The following is a 22,312-nucleotide window of genomic DNA, read 5'->3' as shown; positions in this document are numbered from 1 at the left end:
CCACACCGAGAGATGCCGACGAGAAAGGACCGACACCCGATGAACCACAACGACGTGGCTCGCCGGACGGCCCCCGAGCTGCCCGCCCGCCGACTGATCCCCCGTTCCACCGGCTGTGACAGCCAGGTCCCGTTCGTCGAGGTCGCCCAGCGCGCCCTCGTCCGGGCCCTGCCGCTGCGGGCCCTGCATCGCGACGGCGAGGGCGGCCGGTGAGCGGACTCCTGCCGGGTGACCCCGCCGCCGCGATCGGCGGCGAGGCCACCCCTCGGGCGCTGTGCGTGCTGGCGCCGAACCCGTCGCCGATGACGCTGGACGGCACCAACACCTGGCTGCTCTCCGAGCCCGGTTCGGACCTCGCGGTGGTGATCGACCCGGGCCCGCTGCACGAGGGCCACCTGCGCCGGGTGGTCGAGCTCGCCGAGGAGCGGGGCCAGCGGATCGCTCTCACCCTGCTCACCCACGGCCACGCCGACCACTCCGAGGGCGCGGCCCGCTTCGCCGAGCTGACCGGCAGCGAGGTGCGGGCCCTGGACCCGGCGCACCGGCTGGGCTCCGAGGGCCTGGTGGGAGGTCAACGTTTGGACGTCGGCGGCCTCGACCTGCGGGTGGTCGCCACCCCTGGCCACACCTCGGACTCGCTGACCTTCCACCTGCCGGACGACGGCGCGATCCTGACCGGCGACACCGTGCTCGGCCGCGGCACCACGATGGTCGCCCACCCCGACGGCCGGCTCGGCGACTACCTGGACTCGCTGCGCCACCTGCACACGATGGCCTCCCACCACGGCGTGCGGACCGTGCTGCCCGGCCACGGCCCGGTGCTCGCGGACGCGCTCGGCGCCGTCGACTACTACCTGGCCCACCGGGCCACCCGGCTCGCCCAGGTGGAGACCGCGGTCGAGGCGGGCTGCCGGACGGCCGTGGACGTGGTCGCCCGGGTCTACGCCGACGTGGACCGGGCGCTCTGGCCGGCCGCCGAGCTCTCGGTGCGGGCCCAGCTGGAGTACCTGGAGGAGCACGGGCTCATCCCCGACCAGGGCTGACCCGCGAGCGGCCGGGGCTGACCCGCGGTCGGCCGGGGCGGACCGCGAACGAGCAGGGCTGAGGCCCGCGAACGGCGAAGGGCCGGTCCGCCCGGACCGGCCCTTCAGCGTTCGTACGGCGTCAGCGCGAGCGGCGCGACAGCCGTTCGACGTCCAGCAGGACCACCGCGCGCGCCTCCAGCTTCAGCCAGCCGCGGCCGGCGAAGTCGGCGAGCGCCTTGTTGACCGTCTCGCGGGAGGCGCCGACCAGCTGGGCCAGCTCCTCCTGGGTGAGGTCGTGGGCGACGTGGATGCCCTCCTCGGACTGCACGCCGAAGCGGCGGGAGAGGTCCAGCAGGGCCTTGGCGACGCGGCCGGGCACGTCGGAGAAGACCAGGTCGGACATCACGTCGTTGGTCCGGCGCAGTCGGCGGGCGATGGCCCGCAGCAGCGCGATGGAGACCTCGGGGCGGGCGTGCAGCCAGGGCTGCAGGTCGCCGTGGCCCAGGCCCAGCAGCTTGACCTCGGTCAGCGCGCTGGCGGTGGCGGTGCGCGGGCCCGGGTCGAACAGCGACAGCTCGCCGATCATCTCGCTCGGGCCGAGCACGGCGAGCATGTTCTCGCGGCCGTCCGGCGAGGCGCGGTGCAGCTTGATCTTGCCCTCGGCGACGACGTACAGCCGGTCGCCCGGGTCGCCCTCGTGGAACAGCGACTCCCCACGGGCGAGGGTGACCTCGGTCATGGAAGCGCGCAGCTCGCCGGCCTGTTCGTCGTCGAGTGCCGCGAAGAGTGCGGCGCGCCGCAGAACGTCGTCCACGTGCTTCCTCCTTCTCGGCCGTGCGGCGAGTGGGCCGTCCGGCGCAAGTTCCGTTCAGTGTTCTGCATCACCAAGCATGGCGCATGTCGCTCCGATCATATGAGGAGGGGGTGTGTCCGGGGGTGCGGTGCGGGGCCATTCGTACCGGCGGGTCATCGGGCGGGGCGCCCGGCGGCCGTCGGTGTGTCGAACGCATGTCCGTCCGGATCGAACAGGGAGTCGCCCACTGTCGTACGGGCGGAGAGGACGGTGTGCCCGGCCCGGTGCGCGCTGGTCAGGCCGGCCGCACGCAGGGCGGTGAGGTGCTGGGAGACGGCGGCCGGGGACAGCCCGGTGCGGCGGGCCAGCTCGGTGGTCGAGGCGGGGGAGTCCAGCTCGGCCAGCAGCCGGGCCCGGGAGCGGCCGAACACGGCGGCCAGCGCGTCGGTGCGTGCGGCGGTGCCCGGGCGGTCCTCCCACAGGGTCGCCGTGCCGCGCGCCGGGTAGATCAGCTGAGGCGGGTCCGGCGGCAGCACCCGGGTGAGCACCCGGGGCCAGGCGAAGGCCGAGGGCAGGAGCAGCAGTCCGGCCCCCGCGTTCAGCCGGGTGACCGCGCAGTGCCGGCGCTCCAACCGCAGCGCGGTGCCGTCCCAGCGGACCGTCCCGTGCAGTTCGTCCAGCATCCGGGCGGTGCCGTGCTCGGCGGCCTGCCGGGAGCGGTGGAAGACGTCCGCCGCGAGCAGCGCGCGGATCCGGGCCCAGTACGGGGCGAGCGCCAGCTCCCAGTACGCCTCGATCTCGGCGGCCAGCCGGGGCAGCTGGGCGGCCGGGTCGCGGTACAGCGGCTCCAGGGCGGCCGGCAGCCGGCCGCCCGCCTCGGCGGCCAGGATGTCGAGATCGGCCCGGACCTGTCCGGTGCCGGTCGCGGTGACCGCGGCCAGTTCCTCGGCGAGCGTGGGGGAGAAGCCCGCCGGGGCTGGGTTGAGGAAGTCGGGCAGGTGGCCGTCGGGCGGGACCATCGCGGCCAGCCGGCCGCGGTCCAGCCCTGCGTCGGCAAGCCGCTCGCGCACCTGCCCGGCCCAGCGGCGGTGCAGCGCGGGGGCGGGGGAGTGCGCGAGGGCGCGCAGGCTGGTCACCACCTCCTGCATCGGGCTGACGGCGAACCGGGTCAGAGCCAAGTCCTGTGCGGAGAAGTGGAGTTCCGTGCGCATCCGCGACCCCCTTCGGAAGATTCGGCCCCAGCTTAAACACTGGTGGCCCGCCCGGCTCCGGGCGCAGGATGCCTGCGTCCCCACCGATCCGTACGAAAGCCGGTACACCCATGTCCAGCACCACCGGGCGCACGTCCACCACCGCCGAGGCCCGCGAGCGGGCGCTGCGACTGCGCGGGCTCGTCGAGGAGGGCGTGCTCGTCCTGCCCAACGCCTGGGACGCCGGCAGCGCGGCGGTGATCGCCTCGGCCGGCGCCCAGGCGATCGCCACCACCAGCGGCGGCGTCTCCTGGTCGCTTGGGCGCAGCGACGGCCAGCGGATGGACCGGGCGACGGCGGTCGAGGCGGCCCGGCGGGTCGTCGCGGCGGTGGACCTGCCGGTCACCGTCGACGCCGAGGGCGGGTACGGGCCGCTGCCCGCCGATGTGGCCGCCACCGTGACCGAGCTGGTCGCCGTGGGCGCGGCCGGGGTCAACCTGGAGGACTCGACGGCCGTCGGCGGGCCGCTGTTCCCGGTGGCCGAGCAGGCCGAACGGCTGCGCGCCGCCCGCACGGCGGCGGCCGCCGCCGGAGTGCCCGAGCTGCTGGTCAACGCCCGCACCGATGTGTTCCTGTTCGGGCTGGGCGGGCTGGACGACGTGCTGGTCCGGGCCGAGGCCTACGCCGAGGCGGGCGCGGACGGCCTGTTCGTCCCCGGGCTGCTGGACCTCGACGCCCTCGCCGACCTGTGCAGGCGCACCCCGCTGCCGGTGAACGCGATGGCCGTCGCGGGCGGGCCGACCGCCGCCGAACTCGCCGCCACGGGGGTGCGGCGAATCAGTGTCGGCACCGGCCTCACCCAGCTCGCGTACACGGCGGCCCGCCGCGCCGCCGTCGAGCTGCTCGGCGCCGGGACGCTGACGGAGCTCGACGGGGTGCTCGGCTTCGGGGAGCTGAACGGGCTGTACTGATCGGGTCGGCACCTGGTGGGGCTGGTTGGGCCGGGCTGACCGGGCCGGTGCCTGGCGGGGCCGTACCGGCCGCAGGATCAGCCGGTGAAGCCCAGTTCGGCGAGGCTCCGGTCGATCCGGGCGCGGTGGGCGGTCTCCCAGCCGTCCAGGGTCTCGGCGGCCTCCTTGGCCAGCTTGGTCCGGGCCGCGTCCAGGGCCTTCGCCCGGTCGGCGGCGGGCACCACCACGACGCCCTCCTCGTCGGCCACCACGATGTCGCCCGGCGCCACCGTCACCCCGCCGCAGCGCACCGGGGCGCCGTGGGTGCCCAGCTGCTTCTTCGCCCCGGGGATCGGGATGACGCCCCGGGCGACCACCGGGAAGCCCAGCTCCCGCACCTCGCCGAGGTCCCGGATCAGGCCGTCGGCCACGAAGGCGGCGACGCCCCGGCGCTGCGCCACGGCGCAGACGGTGCCGCCGGCCAGCGCGTAGTCCAGGTCGCCGGACTCCACCACGATCACCGAGCCGGGCTCGGCCCGGTAGATCGCCGCGTGCAGCATCAGGTTGTCGCCGGGCGGGCACTGCACCGTGAAAGCCGGTCCGGCCACCCGGGGCATGCCCGCCCACAGCGGGCGCAGGCCGATGTCCATGACCTGGGCGCGGCCCAGGACCTCGGCCAGGGTGGTGGGGGGATGTCCTGGAAGTCCGCGAAGTCCTGTTCCAGGCTTCCTCGTTGCTCCCTCACTCGCAGATGATCGGATCGCGAGAAAACTGGAACGTGGATGTGAACGGGGGTTCACGGACTCCCGGGTTCTTCGGCTCCCCGGCTCCCGGGTTCTTCGGTTCCCCGGCTAGCGGGCCGCCCGGCTCCGGGCCTCAGGCGTAGAACTTCAGCAGCTCCGGCACCAGCGCCTCGGCCGCCACCTCGTGGGTCTGGTCGGCCAGCGTCCGGTACTCGGCGCCCGGCACGGCCGCCGCCACAGCGCGGGAGGGCGCCCGCAGCAGTTCCGGGCTGGCGCCGCCGTCCAGGACCAGGGTCGGCACGGTGATCCCGGCCAGGAGGTCGACCGGGACGGTCGCGCCGGTCCGCGCGCCGAGCGCCGCCGCGTCGTACGCCAGGGTCGGTGCGACCGCCTCGAACACCGGCCACACCGGGGCTGAGCGCATCCCGTCCACCATCTCCCCGGGCATCCCGACGACGGTCATGAAGGCCGCGACGGCGTCCCCGCGCCGTCCCTCGGCGAGCGCCGCCTCCAGCTCGGTGACGTACCCGACGAAGCGCTCGCTCTGCCCCTCCTCGGTGCTGAAGGGCGGCTCGTAGACGGCGAGTCGGGTCATGCCGACGCCCGCGGCGGCGGCCCGCAGCGCGAGCGCGGCGCCCGAGGAGATGCCGAAGACGCGGGCCGAACCGCCGGCCGCCGCGATGACTGCCGCCAGGTCCTCGATCTCGCGCTCCACGGCGAACGGCGCGGTGTCCCCGCTGCCGCCGCGGCCGCGCCGGTCGTAGGCCCACACGGTGTGGTGGGCCGAGAGCTGCTCGGCGACCGCGACGCCCGGGTCGAAGCCGCGGTGGCCGATCGCCCCGTCCACCAGGACGACGGCCGGGCCGGAGCCGGTGACGGTGCAGGCGAGGGTGGTGCCGTCGGTGGAGACCACGGTGTTCATGGGGTGTTCCTTCTGTCGAGCGAGTCGGTCCTAGGGGTAGACCGGGGCTCCCCGCAGAACTCATCGCTCTTGCCGGGAAATTTTTCGCCGAGTTCTGAGCCGGGGCGCGGGTGCCTCCTCGCGGGCATGTGTTTCACGGATAAATTACCTGTTAACCTTTTTTCATGGCCCCAACCGCCCAGTTCCGGCAGGCTCTCCGGGTCGGTCCGCCCGGAGACGGCTGGCACAAGCCCGCACTCAGCGCCGTGGTGACCCTCGGCATCCTCAACCTCACCTTGTTCGCCCTCGGCCGACTCGACCTCGCGCTCTACACCTCGGCCGGCGGCCTCGGCGCGCTGTACGGGCACGGCCTGCCCTACCGGGCCCGGGCCCGGACGCTGGCCGCCGTGCTGCTCGGTACGGTCCTCAGCACCGGCGCCGCCCTCACCGCCGCCGCGCTCACCCGCGACGCCGTCGTGCTGGTCGCGGTGGCGGCCGCGCTCGCCGCGCTGCACAAGCTGCTCTGCGACGCCGCCCGGATCGGCCCGCCCGGCAGCCTGATCATCACCTTCACCACCGCCAGCTGCGCCTTCGTCCCCCAACGGCTCCCCGACCTCGCACCGCACCTGGCCCTCACCGCGCTCGGCGCCGCACTGGCCTGGCTGGTCTGCATGGCCCCCGCGCCGCTGCGTCCGTACGGCCCGGAGCGGATCGCCACCGCCCGCGCGCTGGAAGCCGCCGCCCGGCTGCTGCGCACCGCGCCCGGCGCGCCGGACGCCGCCGCCCGTACCGCCCTGGTCGGCGCGGTCGACGCGGCCCGGCACAGCCTCGCGCTCTCCTCCCCGGCCCGGCGGCGCGCCCTCGGGGAGGCGCCCGAGCGGCTGCTCGTCCACGCCGAGGCGGCCCTCGCCGCACCCGCCGGGCCGGCGGCCGCCGAGCGGTACGCGGCCTGGGCCCGCGACCTGCGGCGCGGCCGCGCCCTGCCGCTGCTGGACCTCACCGAGGCGGAGGCCGCCGACCTGCGTGCCCGCCGGCCCGGCCCCCGGCCCTCGCCGCGCGCCGCGCTGCGGCCCGGCTCGGTGCTGCTGCCGATCGGCCTGCGGGTCGCGGTCGGCTGCGCCGCCGCCGGCTGGCTCTCGCTGGCGCTCGGCGTCGGCCGCCCGTACTGGGCGGTGGTCACCGCGGCCTCGGTGTTCCAGGCGAACAGCACGCTCTCCTGGCAGCGCGCGCTGCAGCGGGTGCTCGGCAATCTGCTCGGCCTGGCGCTGTTCACCGCCGCGCTGCCGCTCGCCCACTCCGGCCCGGTGGCGCTGATCGTGCTCGGGCTGCTCTGCCAGTTCGGCGCGGAGGCCACGATCGCCCGCAGCTACTGGCTGGCCACCGTCTTCGTCACCCCGATGGCACTGCTGATGACCGAGTTCGCCGGCCTGCAACCCGCCCGGACCCTGGTCGCCGACCGCTGGCTGGACACCTGCGTCGGCGCGCTCACCGGGCTCGCCGCCTGCCTGCTGGTCACCAACCGGCGTACCGCCGCCCGGCTCTCCCGCGCCCTGGCCGAGGCCGAGACCGCCACCCGCGAGGCCCGGTCCGCCGTCGCGGCGGCCGACTCCGAGGCCGCGACCGCCCGGACCGGTCTGGCCACCGCCCTGCTGGAACTGCGCGAGGCCGCCGACACCGCGACCGGCGAGTGGCGCCGCCCGGCTCTCCCGCACCAGCGCGCCGCCGACACCGAGCGGCACGCCCACCACCTGCTGGCGGCCCTGCTGGAGCGCCGGGGCACCGGAGTGCGAGCCGTCTAGGATCGAACGAACGGGTCGGTCGCGGAACGGGAGCAGCGCACGTGGAGGACGTCGTCGCAGGTGTGCTGCGCCAGTGGGAGCGCGCCTACCCGGGCCTGGACACCGGCCCGATCGCCGTCCTCGGCCGGATCAACCGCTGCGCCGCGCTGCTCCAGCAGACCCCCGACCCGCTCACCCGGGCCGGCCTCACCCGCGCCGAGTTCGACATCCTCGGCGCCCTGCGCCGGGTCGACCGCGAGCTGACCCCCACCCAGCTGGCCCGCGAGAGCTTCGCCTCCGGCGCCGCCGTGACCAAGCGCCTGCGGCTGCTGGAGGAACGCGCTCTGGTCAGCCGCCGCCCCGACGACCGCGACCGCCGGGTCGCCCACCTCTCGCTCACCGACGCCGGGCGGGAACTGGTCGACGGCCTGATCCAGGAACTCGTCGCGTACGACCGCGCGCTGCTCTCCGGCCTCACCCCCGACGAGCAGGACCGCCTCGCCGAGGCGCTGGCCGGGCTGCTCAACACCCTTGAGGGCACCATCGGCCGCACCCTCCGGTGACCACGCCCGGAAGCGCCGGCCCGGGGCGATCGTCTCCGGCCGCGCGACGGTCGTGTCCTGGCTGACAGGACCCTGACCATCCGTTCTCCGCCCCGACCGAACCGCTGTCACCGGACGGCGGCGGCCCCGGCAGGGCGGTTCCCGTTGCTTGATCGGCCCCAAGCGGTGCGCCGCTCGGCGTAGCCTTCGTGCATGGCAGAGAGCAAGGCCCGGAAGACCGCGACCAAGGCCCCCACCAAGGCGGCGACTCAGAAGCCGACCGCGAAGAGGGCAGCCGTGAAGCCGGCCGTAGAACCGGCCTCGAAGTCGGCCGTGAAACCGGCTTCGAAGCCCGCCGTAGAACCGGCCTCGAAGCCCGCCGTGAAGCCGAGGAAGCCGGAGTCGCAGCTGGCGATGGTACGGCGGGCCCGGCGGATCAACCGCGAGCTGGCGGAGCTGTACCCGTACGCGCATCCGGAGCTGGACTTCGAGAACCCGTTCCAACTGCTGGTGGCCACCGTGCTGTCGGCGCAGACCACCGACCTGCGGGTGAACCAGACCACCCCGGCGCTGTTCGCCAGGTACCCGACGCCCGAGGACATGGCGGCGGCGAACCCGGAGGAGCTGGAGGAGATCATCCGCCCGACCGGCTTCTTCCGGAACAAGGCGAAGTCGCTGATCGGCCTCTCGATCGCGCTGCGCGACGAGTTCGGCGGCGAGGTCCCGGGCCGGCTGGACGACCTGGTGACCCTGCCCGGAGTCGGCCGCAAGACCGCCAACGTCGTCCTCGGCAACGCCTTCGGAGTCCCCGGCATCACCGTGGACACCCACTTCGGACGGCTGGCCCGGCGGTTCGGCTGGACCACCGAGGAGGACCCGGTGAAGGTCGAGCTGGCCGTCGCCGAGATCTTCCCGAAGTCGGAGTGGACGATGCTCTCGCACCGGGTGGTCTTCCACGGCCGCCGGATCTGCCATTCCCAGAAGCCCGCCTGCGGGGCCTGCCCGATCGCGCCGCTCTGCCCCGCGTACGGGGAGGGCGAGACCGACCCGGAGAAGGCCCGCAAGCTGCTCAAGTACGAGATGGGCGGCCAGCCCGGCCAACGGCTGAAGCCGCCGTCGGACTTCCCCGGCGAGGCGGCCGCCCGGGCCGACGCCGCCGCCCACCAGGGGCAGGTCGCGGACCTGGCGGTGGGCGCATGACGGCGGGCGCCATCGAGCGGGACGGCCTGCCGACCTGGCTGCAGCCGGTCCGGGACGCGGCCGAGCGGGTGCTGCCCGAGCAGCTGAGCCGCTTCCTGCCGCCGCACGAGGGCGGCCGGGCGGCCGCGGTGCTGATGCTGTTCGGCGAGGGCCCGGACGGTCCGGACGTGCTGCTGATCGAGCGGGCCCGTTCGCTGCGCTCGCACGCCGGCCAGCCGTCCTTCCCGGGCGGCGCGCTGGACCCGGAGGACGGTGACCCGGACGGCCCCGGCCCGATCGCGGCGGCGCTGCGCGAGGCCTGGGAGGAGACCGGCCTCGACCCGGCCGGGGTGCAGGTCTTCGCGGAGCTGCCCCGGCTGTACATCCCGGTGAGCCGCTTCGTGGTGACCCCGGTGCTGGGCTGGTGGCGCGAGGAGTCGCCGGTGCGCCCGGTGGACCAGGGCGAGACCGGCGCGGTGTTCCGGGTGTCGATCGCCGACCTCGCCGACCCGGCGAACCGGGTCCGGCTGCGGCACCCGTCCGGGCACATCGGGCCGGCCTTCGCGGTCGCCGGGCGGCTGGTCTGGGGCTTCACCGCCGGGGTGATCGACCGGGTGCTGCACCACAGCGGCCTGGAGCTGCCCTGGGACCCGTCCCGGATCGTCAACCTCTCGGACGAGGCACTCGCGCTGGTCCAGGGTGACCTCGAGCACTCCCGCGCCCTGCCGGGCGGCGACGCCGGCACCTCGTGACGGGCCGTCGACGCGGCGGGTCCGCGAAGCGTGGGAGGGTGTCGGAGTGAACGTCCTGGATGTGCTGCTGATCCTCGCCGCCGTCGGATTCGCCATTTCGGGCTACCGGCAGGGCTTCGTGGTGGGCGTCCTGTCGCTCGTCGGCTTCCTCGGCGGCGGTCTGCTGGCCGTCCAGCTGCTGCCGCTGCTGCTCGACCACCTCAGCCCCGGCACCACGGCCTCGGTGGTGGCCGTCGTGGTGGTGATCACCTTCGCCGCGATCGGCCAGGCGATCACCGCGCACTTCGGCTGGAAGCTGCGCGGGCACATCGACCGCCGCCCGGCCCGGGTGCTGGACGCGTCCGGCGGCGCGGTGGTCAACGTGATCTCGATGCTGCTGGTGGCCTGGCTGATCGGCTCCGCGCTGGCCGGGACGTCCCTGCCGACGGTCTCCAAGCAGGTCCGCTCCTCGGCGATCCTCGGCGGCGTCCAGAGCGCGCTGCCCGGCGACGCGCCGAACTGGTTCTCGGACTTCTCCAAGGTGCTCGCCCGCAACGGCTTCCCGCAGGTGTTCAACCCCTTCGAGCACGAGCCGATCACCCAGGTCGACACGCCCGACCCGGCGCTGGCCGACAGCGCGACGGTGGCCAAGGCCCGGCAGAGCCTGGTCAAGGTGGTCGGCACCGCGACCTCCTGCGGCAAGACCCTGGAGGGCAGCGGCTTCGTCTTCGCCCCGCACCGGGTGATGACCAACGCCCACGTGGTCGGCGGCGTCGACGAGCCGACCGTGCAGATCGGCGGCGTCGGCCAGCTGTACGACGCGACGGTGGTCCGCTACGACTGGCAGCGCGACATCGCCGTCCTGGACGTGCCCAAACTGAACGCGCCCCCGCTGACCTTCGCGGGCGAGGCCAAGACCAACGACAGCGCGATCGTCGCGGGCTTCCCCGAGAACGGCGCCTTCAACGTCCAGCCCGCCCGCATCCGCGGCCGCATCCAGGCCAACGGCCCGGACATCTACCACCGCGGCCAGGTGGTGCGCGACGTGTACTCCGTGCGCTCGCTGGTCCGCCAGGGCAACAGCGGCGGCCCGCTGCTCACCCCGGACGGCCAGGTGTACGGCGTGGTGTTCGCCAAGTCCCTGGACAGTGGGGACACCGGATACGTGCTGACCTCGGCCGAGGTGCGCGAGGACGCGCAGGCGGGCAGCACCGCGAACACCCGGGTGGACACCCAGGGCTGCGCGCTCTGACGCTGGTTGTTCGGCCGGTGCGGCGCCGGTGCGCGATCCGTCGCACCGTCAGTCCGCCCTGGTAGCCTCGGCCGCGCTCACCCGTTCGGCTCAACCGGGCGCCGTCCCCGGAGTGAGCTCAACGGGAGGTCGTGGTAGTCCGATGATGGGTCATTCGCACGCGGTGAGCGGGGCGATGCTGTACGCGGCGTCCGCTCCGTTCCTGCCCCCGCTGCTGCTGCACACCAAGCTGGAGCCGGCGGACATACTGATGGGCACGGTGCTGTGCGCTGGGGCGGCCCTCCTGCCGGACCTCGACCACCACGACGGCTCGATCGCCAACTTCCTCGGCCCGGTCTCCAAGGCGCTCTGCCGCTTCGTGGCCTGGGCCTCCGGCGGACACCGGCACGCCACCCACTCGCTGCTGTTCGTCGCGCTGATGGGCGGCGGCACCTGGGCCGGCGTCACCTACCTGGGCCGCTACTTCACCCTCGGGCTGACGTTCTTCCTGCTGGCGCTCGCGATCAAGGCCCTGCGGCTCTGCCCGCCGAGCAACGGCCCGGAGGCGTGGATCACGGTCATCGGCCTGTCCGCGCTCGGCACCTTCGGGATGAACACCTGGATGCCCAACTCGCCCGGCTGGCTGCCGTACGCGGTCGCGCTGGGCACGCTGGCGCACCTGCTGGGCGACTGCCTGACCAAGAAGGGCGCGCCGCTGCTGTGGCCGCACAAGGAGCGCTACGAGATCGTGCTGATCAAGCGCAGCGGCAACAACGTCGAGACCAAGGTGCTGGTGCCGATCATGTCGGTGGCGACCTTCGTCCTGCTCTGGTTCACCGCGCTGTCCCCGACTATGGCGAACTGACCGACTGTTGACCAGTCTGCCGAAGCGGCGCGAGGCCTCAGGTCTCGCGCCGCAGTCGTGCGCCCACCCACCGGGCGCGCCGGCCGAGGATGCGCGGGATGCCGAGCTGCCGCTGCGCCCCGCGCCGACGGCCGTCGAGGCCCTCGAAGCCGAGGTCCTCCGCCCAGTCCGGGCGGGGCGCGGAACGCTGGGGGCTGTTGTGGCGTCGGGCGCGCGGGGCGCCGCCGCGATCGGGCATCCAGGTCATACCGGGATTGATGCCCCTGGGCCGGTGGGGGTAACCGCAAGGGTTCGTCGAAATTGGCCTATGTGCTTGTCATATGAATGTCATGGCAAGGGAGTTGGGCCCAAGGAGGCCCTTCCTCGGCGGCCCGGTCGATCCCCTGGGTGATCCCTTGGCCGATCCCGGGGCTGATCCCGGGGCTGATCCCCTGGGCGATCCCCCGGGCGGTCAGTCCTTGTGGCGGCCCACCCAGTCCAGCAGCTCGGTCGTGAACTCCTCCGGCGCCTCCTCGTGCGGGAAGTGCCCGACCCCCGGCAGCAGCCGCCAACGGTACGGCGCCGCCACGTACTCGCCGCCGCCGAGCGCGGTGTGCGACAGCAGCACCGGGTCCGCGGCGCCCTGGACGTGCAGCGTCGGCGCGGTGATCGGCTTCTTCATCCGCCGGGCGAACTGGATGCCGTCCGGGCGGGCCATCGAGCGCAGCAGCCAGCGGTACGGCTCGATCGAGCAGTGCGCGGTGCTGGGGATCTGGATCGCCTGCCGGTACGCGTGCACCGCCGTCCCGTCAAGCTTGGTCGGCCCGGTCCACTCGTCCAGGTAGCGGCCGACCAGCGCGGCGTCGTCGGCCACCAGACGACGTTCCGGTATCCACGGCCGCTGGAAGCCCAGCACGTGCTCGAAGGCGGCCATCTGCTTGCGGTCGGTCAGCAGCGCCCGGCGCAGGTCCCGAGGGTGCGCGGCGGAGACCACGGTGAGGCTCTGGATCACCGACGGGCGCATCACCGCCGCCACCCAGGCCAGGGTGCCGCCGGAGGCGTGCCCGACCAGGTGCGCCCGGCGCTCGCCGAGCGAGCGGATCACACCGGTGATGTCCAGGGCGAGGTTGCCCGGGTCGTAGCCGCGCGGGGTGCGGTCGCTGCCGCCGATGCCGCGCAGGTCGAGCGCCACCGCGCGGTAGCCGGCCTCGGCGAGCGCGGTCAGCTGGTGGCGCCAGGCCCACCAGTACTCGGGCCAGCCGTGCACCAGCAGCACCAGCGGGCCGGAGCCCAGCTCGGCGATGTGGAAGCGGGCGCCGTTGGCCGCGAGGTCGCGGTGCGTCCACGGGCCGGACTGCCGGATGCTCCAGGCCTCGGCGGGCTCCTGTCCGGTCTGCGGTCCGGTCTGCGGTCCGATCTCCTGCCCGGGCTCCTGTTCCGGGGCCAGCTCGGGGCCGGAGTCGGGGCCGGAATCGGCGGACGGCTGCGCAGGCGCGGGCTTCTGGTCAAGCGGCATACCGAGAGCGTGTCACATCCGTGTGCCGGACACGTGCCCGGCACTCGCCGTCGGCGGGTCCGAGTACGTGTCCGGCGGGGTCCTGCGGAGTCGGGTCCGTTACGGGATGCGGCCCAGGCCCCGGTCGATCTCCTCCTGGGTGGCCGGGCGCGGCCGGACGTTCTTCAGCACCTCGGCGGTCTTCTGGGCGCCCTCGATGGTGCGCTCGGGCTTCTGGATCTTCTTGATGAAGCGCCAGGCCAGCAGCCCGACCAGCACCGCGAGGATGAAGTGGACGGCCGCCGAGAGCACGAACGACAAGCCCATCGGCACCCCCAGCCAATGGAAGAAGAAGGCGATCGCGATGCTCACCATCGGGATGGCGGCCAGGGCGAGCACCCCGGCGACGGCGAAGAAGACGCCGCCGGAGACGCCGCGCTTGACGTCCGCTTTGATCTCGGACTTGGCGAGCGCGATCTCGTCGTGAACCAGCGCGGTGAGGTCGGCGGTGGCCGCCGCGAACAGCTGCCCCACCGAACGCTCGCCCTCGTAGGGCGCCCGGCCGTTGCTGGACGGGTCTGCGGCTCCTGCGGGCATCAGCGGTTCTCCTCTGCGGCTGTTGCGGCGTGACGCCGTCGCGGGTGCGGTTCCGGTGCCGGTGGGGGTCCCGGAGGCGTCAGTGGGTTGTCGACAGCTCAGAATCATGCCCCTACCGGCCAGTCGGACACCACTCCGGGGCCCCGCCGGGGGGACGTGTCCCGCTTGCGCGAGGCGTTCCGAGCCTTCGGGGACGGGCTTCCCGCAGGCCTGCGGGAAGCCCGTCGGGGACTCAGCGGCCCGTCTCGGGGCTCTCGCCGGGCAGGTGGCGGGCGGTCTCGGAGACCCGCGCCCGCCAGGCCGGGTCGTCCTCCTGGTAGACGTCCGGGACGCCGTCGCCGTCCGAGTCCCGGTCCTCCTCGTCGCACAGCGCGCGGTAGTGCCGATTGCGCAGCTTGAGCAGCACGGTGGCGACCAGCGCGCAGAGCAGCGAGCCGACCAGGACGGCCGTCTTGGACCGGTCGGCCAGCGCGAGGTCGTTCCGGAAGGCCAGCTCGCTGATCAGCAGCGAGACGGTGAAGCCGATGCCGGCGAGCACCGAGACGGCGAACAGGTCGGCCCACTTGAGCTGCGGGTTCAGCTCGGCCCGGGTGAACCGGGCGGCCATCCAGGTGCCGCCGAATATGCCCACCGTCTTGCCGACCAGCAGGCCGATCACGATTCCGAGCGGGGTGGCCTGGGTGAACACCTCGCGCAGCGTCGGGCCGGAGATCGACACCCCGGCCGCGAACAGGGCGAACAGTGGCACGGCCAGCCCGGCCGAGATCGGGCGGACCAGGTGCTCGATGTGCTCGCCGGGGGAGTGCTGCTCGTCGTCCTCCCGGTGGCAGCGCAGCATCAGGCCCATCGCGACGCCCGCCACCGTGGCGTGGATGCCGCTCTCGTGCATCAGCGCCCAGACCACCACGGCCAGCGGTACGAACAGGTACCAGCCCTTCACCCCGCGCCGGTGCAGGAACCAGAACAGCACCAGGCCGGCGAAGGCCAGGCCGAGCGCCCAGAACTTGATCCCGGAGCTGTAGAAGACCGCGATGATCAGGATCGCGATCAGGTCGTCGACCACGGCCAGGGTGAGCAGGAAGGCGCGCAGCGGCGACGGGAGGTGACTGCCCACCACGGCCAGCACGCCGAGCGCGAAGGCGATGTCGGTGGCGGTGGGGATGGCCCAGCCGCCGGGGTGGCCGCCGCTGCCGGAGTTGACCAGGGAGAACAGGATCGCGGGCAGGGCGACGCCGCAGACGGCGGCGATCACCGGCAGCAGCGCGGCGCTCGGGGTGCGCAGCTCGCCCGCGACGAACTCCCGCTTGAGCTCGATGCCGGCGACGAAGAAGAAGATCGTCAGCAGGCCGTCCTTGGCCCAGTCGGCCAAGGTGAGGTCGAGGTGGAGCGGGGCGGACGGGCCGACGGTGTAGTCGAGCACGCTCTCGTACGCGTGCGGCCAGACGTTGGCCCAGATCAGCGCGACCACGGCGGCGACCAGCAGCAGCATGCCGCCGACCGTCTCGGTGCGCAGGGCGTCGGTGATGAAGGTGCGCTCGGGCAGTGACAGCCGGCCGAGAAGCTGCCGACGGCGGGTCGTCGGCTCGTGGACGGGCGGCTGGTCGGTCACGCGGGACCTCCTGAGGGGCTGGGAGCGGCAACGGATGCACGGGTGGTGCAGTTGCCGACCAGACTTCCCGGCGCGCCCTGTGACGCCCGGATTCCTACTGAAGGATCTTGATGCGTCCTTAACAGTCTAACGGGACGCCCGAGTGACTTCCGGATTGTCCTATTCAAGGACTTAAGCCCTGGGGGCTGGTTCTGCATTCCTGAGGAGCAACCGCCCGACACTCGAACGGCCTCAGCCGCGTGCAGTCGGGTGAACGCCTCCCTATCGTCGTGAACGCCTCCCTATCGTCGATCGTGGGCGCCGCCCGGTCCGGGTCGGCGTGATTCGCCCTGTCTTCCTGCTGGAGGCATGGCCATGCCCGGTCGCGGCATCGCCATGCCCGAACCGGGCGACGACGGGGCCCAGGGCGGTGGCGTCCGCCCGGGGCCCCGGTCACCGCGTCGGCGTGTTCAGCCGGCGCTCAGCGGGTTCAGCTGTTGCCGCCCGACGGCGGCAGCTGGGCCTGGATCTGGCTCATCACCGTGCTGTCGGCGAGGGTGGTGGTGTCACCGACCTCGCGGCCCTCGGCGATGTCGCGCAGCAGGCGGCGCATGATCTTGCCGGAGCGGGTCTTCGGCAGTTCGCCGACCACCTTGATCTGCTTCGGCTTGGCGATCGGGCCGAGTGTGCGGCCGACGTGTGCCCGCAGCTCCTCGACCAGCTCCGGGGTCTCGGTGACGCCGCCGCGCAGGATCACGAAGGCGACGATGGCCTGGCCGGTGGTGACGTCGGTCGCGCCGACCACGGCGGACTCGGCCACCGAGGAGTGCCCGACCAGGGCCGACTCGACCTCGGTGGTGGAGATGTTGTGGCCCGAGACCAGCATGACGTCGTCCACCCGGCCGAGCAGCCAGATGTCGCCGTCCTCGTCCTTCTTGGCGCCGTCACCGGCGAAGTAGCGCCACCCGCCGCCAGGCGCGGATTGGCTGGGGCCGAAGCGGGACCAGTAGGTGTCGATGTAGCGCTGGTCGTCGCCCCAGATGGTGCGGAGCATGGACGGCCACGGCTCGGTGAGCACCAGGTAGCCGCCGGAGCCGTTCGGGACCTCGTTGGCCTCGTCGTCGACCACGGTGGCCGCGATGCCCGGCAGGGCGCGCTGGGCCGAGCCCGGCTTGGTCTCGGTGACGCCCGGCAGCGGGCTGATCATCATGGCGCCGGTCTCGGTCTGCCACCAGGTGTCCACGATCGGGCACTTGCCGCCGCCGATGTGCTCCCGGTACCAGATCCAGGCCTCGGGGTTGATCGGCTCGCCGACGCTGCCCAGCACCCGCAGCGAGGACAGGTCGAACTTCGCGGGGATGTCGTCGCCCCACTTCATGAAGGTGCGGATCGCCGTCGGCGCGGTGTAGAGGATCGTCACGCCGTACTTCTGGACGATCTCCCAGAACCGGCCCTGGTGCGGGGTGTCCGGGGTGCCCTCGTAGATGACCTGGGTGGCGCCGTTGGAGAGCGGGCCGTAGACGATGTACGAGTGACCGGTGACCCAGCCGATGTCGGCCGTGCACCAGTAGACGTCGGTTTCCGGCTTGAGGTCGAAGACCGCGTGGTGGGTGTAGCTGGCCTGGGTGAGGTAGCCGCCCGAGGTGTGCAGGATGCCCTTGGGCTTACCGGTGGTGCCCGAGGTGTAGAGGATGAACAGCGGGTGCTCGGCGTCGTGCGCCTCGGGGGTGTGCTCGGTGGACTGACGAGCGGTGATCTCGTGCCACCAGACGTCGCGGCCCTCGGTCCAAGCGGTCTCCTGCCCGGTGCGGCGGATCACCAGGACGTGGTCGACGCCGTCGACCTTGGTGAGCGCCTCGTCGATGGCCGGCTTGAGGGCGGAGGGCTTGCCGCGCCGGTAGCCGCCGTCGGCGGTGATGACGAGCTTGGCCTGGGCGTCCTGGATCCGGGAGGCCACGGCGTCGGCGGAGAAACCGCCGAAGACCACCGAGTGGGTGGCGCCGATCCGGGCGCAGGCGAGCATCGCGACGACCGCCTCGGCGATCATCGGCAGGTAGACGGCCACCCGGTCGCCCTTGCGGACGCCGAGCTCCAGCAGCGCGTTGGCGGCCTGCGAGACGTCGTCCTTGAGCTGGGCGTAGGTGATCGAGCGGCTGTCGCCGGGCTCGCCCTCGAAGTGGATGGCGACCCGGTCGCCCAGGCCGTTCTCGACATGGCGGTCGACGCAGTTGTAGGCCACGTTGAGCTTGCCGTCGGCGAACCACTTGGCGAACGGCGGGTTGGACCAGTCGAGGGTCTCGGTCGGTTCGACGGCCCAGCTCAGGCGGCTGGCCTGCTCGGCCCAGAAGCCCAGACGGTCCTCGGAAGCCTGCGCGTACGCGGCCGCAGTGACGTTGGCGGCTGCGGCGAGCTCTGCCGGCGGGGCGAAGCGCCGCTCCTCCTTGAGCAGGTTGGCCAGGCTCTCGTTGCTCAACGCGCACTCCTCATCGAGTCATGATCTGGGGCGATCCCGTGCGTGGGGATCGTCCCGTGTGTCCCAGCGCACAGCTCACCAGGCGAACGGGGCACTTGACAAGAGGCTCCTGGTAATTGGTGTAGACCTTTGATCGATCGTCGAACGGCCGACCGCGCGTTCCGCCGCACCAGGGCGGCAGAACGCGCAGCGGCAGGTGGGCCCGTGCCCCGGCCCGCCCGGCGGGGACACGGACCCGGCTTTCAGGCGGCCAGCTGGGGACCCTCCCCGCTGCCCTCGGCCGGAACCCGGCCGTCCTGTCTCACCCGTTCGGCCGAAACCCCGTCGGGCCGGTCCTCCGTGCGGGCCTCGATCGGGCTGAACGTCCCGGCGGTTCGGTCCAGGACGTAGGCCTGGGCGGTGGCGAAGTCGAAGTACATCCCGACCAGCCGCAGGGCGCCCTCCTCGACCCGGCGCTCCACCGCCGGGTTCGCCATCAGCTGATCCAACTGCTGGACCACGTTGGTGATGCAGAGCTGCTCCGTGAGGTCCACCACCGGCCGGTCGGCGAACTCGGCCGGGGCCCGCCGGAGCCGGTCCAGCGAGCCGCGGCCGTTGCGCAGCCAACGGGCCAGCGGGGTGGGCGGCCCGGGGCGCTCGTGCACACCGTCCAGCAGGGCCTTCATCGCGCCGCAGCCCGAGTGCCCGCAGACCGTGATCGAGCGGACCTCCAGCGCCTCCACCGCGTACTGCACCGCGGCGGCCACCGAGTCGTCGGCCGCGCCGGGCTCGAAGGGGGCCGGCACCAGGTTGCCCACGTTGCGGACGGTGAACAGGTCGCCCGGGCCGCTGTTGGTGATCATGCTGGTGACCATCCGGGAGTCCGCGCAGGTCAGGAAGAGCTGCGAGGGCGTTTGCCCCTCCCGGGCCAGCCGGGCGAGCTCGGGCCGGATCAGCGGGGCGGTGTGCTGCTGGAACACCCGGACGCCGTCCAGCAGCCGGCCGTGCGGGTCCTCCTGCTGCTCGATGCAGTGGTGGCCGACCCAGGGCGTCCAGGCCCGGCAGCGGTGCGGGCCCGGCGAACTGCCCGCGCGGACCGTGCCGTCGGGGTCGAGCACCTCCTCGTCCGGGCGCCGCGTCACCATCGAGACCCGGCCGCCCGCGGCTTGGTGTCCGGCCCGCCAGTTGTGCAGCGTCTCGTACGCGGCGTGGTCCAGGAAGGAGCCGTCGTGCACCACGGTGACCTCGGCGTCCGCGGGGATCGAGGCCAGTGCCCGGCTCAACCGGGGGACGGCGGTGAAGGTGAGCGGCCCGTGGGTCTGGACGGTGACCGAGCCGTCAGGGCCGGGCTCGACGTCCACATGGGCGCGGGTCAGCCGGTAGAGCGCGAGCAGCACGGCAGTGCCCGCGCCGAGCCCCACGCCCCACAGCACCCCGAAGCCCACCACGCCGAGCACCGTGGTCAGGTAGACCGGGAACTCCCGGTGCCGGTGCACCTTGCGGATGTGCGCGAAGCTCACCATCTGCAGCCCGACCACCAGCACCAGCGCGGCCAGGGCCGCCAGCGGGATCCGGCGCAGTCCGCCGGTCAGTGCCAGCGCGGCGACCAGCACCCAGGCGCCGTGCAGCACCGAGGCCCACTTGGTCTGCCCGCCGGCCCGGACGTTGGCGGTGCTGCGTACGGCGCCGCCGGCGATCGGCAGTCCGCCGACCAGGCCGCTGACCGTGTTGGCGAGGCCCTGCCCGCGCAGTTCACGGTCGAGGTCACCGGTGCGCCGGGACATCCGGTCGACCGCGACGGCGGACAGCAGCGACTCCACGCTCGCGACGGCGGTGACGGTGAGGACGGCGGCGAGCACCCCGGTGAGCGAACCGTGCGGCAGTGCGGGCACGAGCGAGCGCGGTTGCCAGGCGGGCAGTTGGATGTGGGCGAGCCGCAGGTCCAGGGCGAGGGCAAGTGCGGTGGCGACGGCCACGGCGACCAGCGGGCCGGGCACCTTGACCAGGCGGGCGCCCAACTCGCCCGCTCGGCCCGGGAATCGGCCGAGCCGGGGCCAGCCCAGCAGTGTTGCCACGGTCACCGTGCCGGCCAGCAGCGCGGGCGGGTGCGGACCGGCCAACTGCCCGGGTAGGGCGAGGAGGTTGGCGATCGCGGAGCTCTGCGGGGAGCCGCCGAGGACCACGTGCAGCTGCGCGATGGCGATGGTGAGCCCGACCCCGGCCAGCATGCCGTGCACGATCGCGGGCGAGACGGCGAGCGCCGTCCGGGCCACCCGGCCTACGCCGAGGAGGAGTTGGAGCAGACCGGCGGCGACCGTGACGGCGCAGGTGGCCTGCCAGCCGTACTGGGCGACCAGCCCGGCGGTGATCACGGTCAAGGCGGCGGAGGGCCCGCTGACCTGGAGCGGGGTGCCACCGAACAGTCCGACCACGATGCCGCCCACGGCCGCCGCGACGAGCCCTGCGGTGAGCGGGGCGCCGGTGGCGAGCGCGATGCCGAGTGAGAACGGCACGGCGATCAGGAAGACCACCAGCGAGGCGGAGAGGTCCTGAGCCCAGCGGACCCGGGAGTTGGGGCCCGGTGGTGCGTGGTCGGTGGTGTCGGAGGCGATGGGTGCACTGGAGATGTCGAGGGTCATGGTCTTCCCGTCTGTCCGGGGGAACGAACGCAGTCAGGTCCGGCGGTGAGTCCGGGTTGGAGCTCCGGGGCGGATCGGCTGTCGTGGGTCGCGACGGTGTGGCGGGATGGCGTGGGCGCGGCGGGGGAATGCGGGTGTCACCGACCGGCGTTGACCATCAGGCCCGCCAGGGGCCCGGGCGAGGTGCGGGATGTCTCGCCGAGGGCCGTCGGGACGGACCATCAAGACTCGGTAAACCGAGAGTAATGAAAGCTTTGCACAGCGTCCTTTCCGGTGGGAAGTGGAAAACCCCCTGATTCACCCCATTGGGTGGTGTTCGAACCGGCGGGAATCTGCTGGTGGCGCGGAACGTGGCCGAGATGGCGAACGGGCCGTCGCCTCCCCCGGGTGAGGGGGAGGCGACGGCCCGTTCTGTTCGTGGTGGGGTCAGGCGGTGGCCCCCGCCGGGGTGGCCTGCCCGCCGGCGGTCGCGAACTCGCCCGCGAACTCGCCCGCGGGCTCGCCCAGCACGAAGTCCTCGTCCACCTGGGTCGCCAGGTCGATGCCGACCTTGGCGTTGGCCCAACTCTCCGCGTTGCGCCGGTGGAAGAGCACCGCCTGCTCGGTGTACCGGCGCGCGTCGCGCCGCCCGTACGCCGCCTCGGACTCGGCCCGCAACAGCTCCAGCACCGCCCGGTTGGCCGGCTCCAGCGACTTCAGCGGCGGCTCGGCGCCCTGCTCCAGGCGGCGCACCCAATCCGACTGTCCGAAGGTGGTGAGCAGGTCGTCGCCGACCTCGCGGCGCAGGAAGGCCAGGTCGTCCGGGCCCTGCACCTTGTTGCCGATCACTCGCAACTGCACGCCGAAGTCCTGGGCGTAGTCCCGGTACTGGCGGTAGACGGAGACGCCCTTGCGGGTCGGCTCGGCCACCAGGAAGGTCAGGTCGAAGCGGGTGAACAGGCCGGAGGCGAAGGAGTCGGAGCCCGCGGTCATATCGGTGACCAGGTACTCGTCCGGGCCGTCCACCAGGTGGTTGAGCAGCAGCTCCACCGCGCCGACCTTGGAGTGGTAGCAGGCCACCCCGAGGTCCTCCTCGGTGAACGCGCCGGTCGCCAGCAGCCGGACCGAGCCCTCGTCCAGCGCGATCGGGCGGGCGCAGGCGGCGTAGACCGGGTTCTCCTCGACGATCCGCAGCAAGCGCGAACCACGGCCGGGCGGCGTGGTTTTGATCATCTCATCGGCCGAGCGGATCAGCGGGTTGCTGCCGCGCAGGTACTCCTTGATCTCCGGCAGGTGCGCGCCGAGCGAGGTCAGTTCGGCGGCCTGGGCGTCCGTCAGGCCGAGGGCGGGGCCCAGGTGCTGGTTAATGTCGGCGTCGACGGCGATGGCCGGCCGGCCGATGGCGGCCAGGTGGCGGATGAACAGTGCGGACAGCGTGGTCTTCCCGCTGCCGCCCTTTCCGACGAAGGCGATCTTCATCTGGGGCTCCGGCTCTCGCTCTGGGTCCTGGGGGTGGGCCGCGTGCTCGGGGGACGCGCGTGCCGAGCGGCCCTAACTGGAAATCGTTATCGTCTCCGATAGTGGCTATGCTAGCCGGGGTTTGGGTCTCGTCGGGGGAGGGAACTGAGGATTGCCTCTAACGGGTGATGCGGGGT

The 22,312-nt window shown here is 73.3% G+C and carries 20 protein-coding genes; 9 read left to right on the top strand and 11 right to left on the bottom strand.

The window, feature by feature from the left end:
* Positions 1 to 39: 39 nt before the first annotated feature.
* Both ACZ3UD_RS22210 and ACZ3UD_RS22205 read left to right on the top strand, forming a co-directional pair.
* A complete protein-coding gene (locus tag ACZ3UD_RS22210) occupies positions 40 to 213 on the top strand; it encodes a hypothetical protein (RefSeq protein WP_465590220.1) in 174 nt (57 codons plus the stop codon).
* Positions 210 to 1,043 (top strand): MBL fold metallo-hydrolase, encoded by an 834-nt coding sequence (locus ACZ3UD_RS22205; protein ID WP_465590217.1) that lies wholly within the window; start codon positions 210 to 212, stop codon positions 1,041 to 1,043. The genes ACZ3UD_RS22210 and ACZ3UD_RS22205 overlap by 4 nt, the downstream gene beginning before the upstream one ends.
* A gap of 121 nt (positions 1,044 to 1,164) precedes the next feature.
* On the opposite strand, the gene ACZ3UD_RS22200 is transcribed toward ACZ3UD_RS22205, so the two are convergent.
* Entirely contained in the window at positions 1,165 to 1,839 is a 675-nt protein-coding gene (locus tag ACZ3UD_RS22200; RefSeq protein WP_380608697.1) for a Crp/Fnr family transcriptional regulator, read from the bottom strand.
* A 152-nt stretch (positions 1,840 to 1,991) separates the two neighbouring features.
* Positions 1,992 to 3,029 carry an ArsR/SmtB family transcription factor gene (locus ACZ3UD_RS22195; RefSeq protein WP_465590213.1) on the bottom strand — a complete coding sequence of 346 codons (1,038 nt, stop codon included), beginning with the start codon at positions 3,027 to 3,029 and terminating at the stop codon, positions 1,992 to 1,994.
* A 110-nt stretch (positions 3,030 to 3,139) separates the two neighbouring features.
* Between ACZ3UD_RS22195 and ACZ3UD_RS22190 the strand changes: the two genes are divergently transcribed.
* A complete protein-coding gene (locus ACZ3UD_RS22190; RefSeq protein WP_465590210.1) occupies positions 3,140 to 3,979 on the top strand; it encodes an isocitrate lyase/PEP mutase family protein in 840 nt (279 codons plus the stop codon).
* Between the two features lie 77 nt (positions 3,980 to 4,056).
* Here the strand turns inward: ACZ3UD_RS22190 and ACZ3UD_RS22185 are convergent, their stop codons facing one another.
* Positions 4,057 to 4,608: an RraA family protein gene (locus tag ACZ3UD_RS22185; RefSeq protein WP_465590207.1), complete on the bottom strand. Its 552-nt coding sequence runs from the start codon at positions 4,606 to 4,608 to the stop codon at positions 4,057 to 4,059.
* A gap of 226 nt (positions 4,609 to 4,834) precedes the next feature.
* The gene (locus ACZ3UD_RS22180; protein ID WP_465590204.1) at positions 4,835 to 5,623 is read right to left on the bottom strand and encodes an alpha/beta fold hydrolase; all 789 of its coding nucleotides are present in this window, start codon (positions 5,621 to 5,623) and stop codon (positions 4,835 to 4,837) included.
* 164 nt (positions 5,624 to 5,787) lie between these two features.
* On the opposite strand from ACZ3UD_RS22180, the gene ACZ3UD_RS22175 reads away from it, so the two are divergent.
* From ACZ3UD_RS22175 to ACZ3UD_RS22150, 6 genes are all read left to right on the top strand, one after another.
* Positions 5,788 to 7,401, top strand: a complete 1,614-nt coding sequence (locus ACZ3UD_RS22175) for an FUSC family protein (protein ID WP_465590201.1) — start codon at positions 5,788 to 5,790, stop codon at positions 7,399 to 7,401.
* Positions 7,402 to 7,442: 41 nt separating this feature from the next.
* The gene (locus tag ACZ3UD_RS22170; RefSeq protein ID WP_465590198.1) at positions 7,443 to 7,943 is read left to right on the top strand and encodes a MarR family winged helix-turn-helix transcriptional regulator; all 501 of its coding nucleotides are present in this window, start codon (positions 7,443 to 7,445) and stop codon (positions 7,941 to 7,943) included.
* A 192-nt stretch (positions 7,944 to 8,135) separates the two neighbouring features.
* Positions 8,136 to 9,122, top strand: a complete 987-nt coding sequence (gene nth, locus ACZ3UD_RS22165; RefSeq protein WP_465590195.1) for an endonuclease III — start codon at positions 8,136 to 8,138, stop codon at positions 9,120 to 9,122.
* On the top strand, positions 9,119 to 9,853 hold the full coding sequence (locus tag ACZ3UD_RS22160) for an NUDIX hydrolase (RefSeq protein WP_465590192.1): 735 nt from the start codon (positions 9,119 to 9,121) through the stop codon (positions 9,851 to 9,853). Before nth ends, ACZ3UD_RS22160 begins: the two co-directional genes overlap by 4 nt.
* Positions 9,854 to 9,899: 46 nt before the next feature.
* Positions 9,900 to 11,084: a MarP family serine protease gene (locus ACZ3UD_RS22155; protein WP_465590189.1), complete on the top strand. Its 1,185-nt coding sequence runs from the start codon at positions 9,900 to 9,902 to the stop codon at positions 11,082 to 11,084.
* Positions 11,085 to 11,226: 142 nt separating this feature from the next.
* Entirely contained in the window at positions 11,227 to 11,928 is a 702-nt protein-coding gene (locus ACZ3UD_RS22150; protein ID WP_465590186.1) for a metal-dependent hydrolase, read from the top strand.
* Between the two features lie 37 nt (positions 11,929 to 11,965).
* Here ACZ3UD_RS22150 and ACZ3UD_RS22145 read toward each other — a convergent pair whose 3' ends face one another.
* From ACZ3UD_RS22145 to ACZ3UD_RS22115, 7 genes are all read right to left on the bottom strand, one after another.
* A complete protein-coding gene (locus ACZ3UD_RS22145; RefSeq protein ID WP_465590183.1) occupies positions 11,966 to 12,175 on the bottom strand; it encodes a hypothetical protein in 210 nt (69 codons plus the stop codon).
* Between the two features lie 204 nt (positions 12,176 to 12,379).
* Complete coding sequence (locus ACZ3UD_RS22140) at positions 12,380 to 13,423, bottom strand: alpha/beta fold hydrolase (RefSeq protein WP_465590180.1); 1,044 nt, start codon at positions 13,421 to 13,423, stop codon at positions 12,380 to 12,382.
* A 99-nt stretch (positions 13,424 to 13,522) separates the two neighbouring features.
* Positions 13,523 to 13,999: a phage holin family protein gene (locus tag ACZ3UD_RS22135; RefSeq protein WP_387615760.1), complete on the bottom strand. Its 477-nt coding sequence runs from the start codon at positions 13,997 to 13,999 to the stop codon at positions 13,523 to 13,525.
* 232 nt (positions 14,000 to 14,231) lie between these two features.
* On the bottom strand, positions 14,232 to 15,608 hold the full coding sequence (gene nhaA / locus ACZ3UD_RS22130) for a Na+/H+ antiporter NhaA (protein ID WP_465590176.1): 1,377 nt from the start codon (positions 15,606 to 15,608) through the stop codon (positions 14,232 to 14,234).
* 469 nt (positions 15,609 to 16,077) lie between these two features.
* Complete coding sequence (acs, locus tag ACZ3UD_RS22125; protein ID WP_465590173.1) at positions 16,078 to 18,060, bottom strand: acetate--CoA ligase; 1,983 nt, start codon at positions 18,058 to 18,060, stop codon at positions 16,078 to 16,080.
* Positions 18,061 to 18,302: 242 nt separating this feature from the next.
* Complete coding sequence (locus ACZ3UD_RS22120; RefSeq protein ID WP_465590171.1) at positions 18,303 to 20,678, bottom strand: SulP family inorganic anion transporter; 2,376 nt, start codon at positions 20,676 to 20,678, stop codon at positions 18,303 to 18,305.
* A gap of 426 nt (positions 20,679 to 21,104) precedes the next feature.
* On the bottom strand, positions 21,105 to 22,136 hold the full coding sequence (locus ACZ3UD_RS22115; protein WP_465590168.1) for an ATP-binding protein: 1,032 nt from the start codon (positions 22,134 to 22,136) through the stop codon (positions 21,105 to 21,107).
* Positions 22,137 to 22,312: the final 176 nt, after the last annotated feature.

The organism is Kitasatospora sp. NPDC023118, assembly GCF_055560875.1.
The sequence above is the reverse complement of the archived record's forward strand: the minus strand, read 5'-3'. Positions and strand labels throughout refer to the sequence as shown.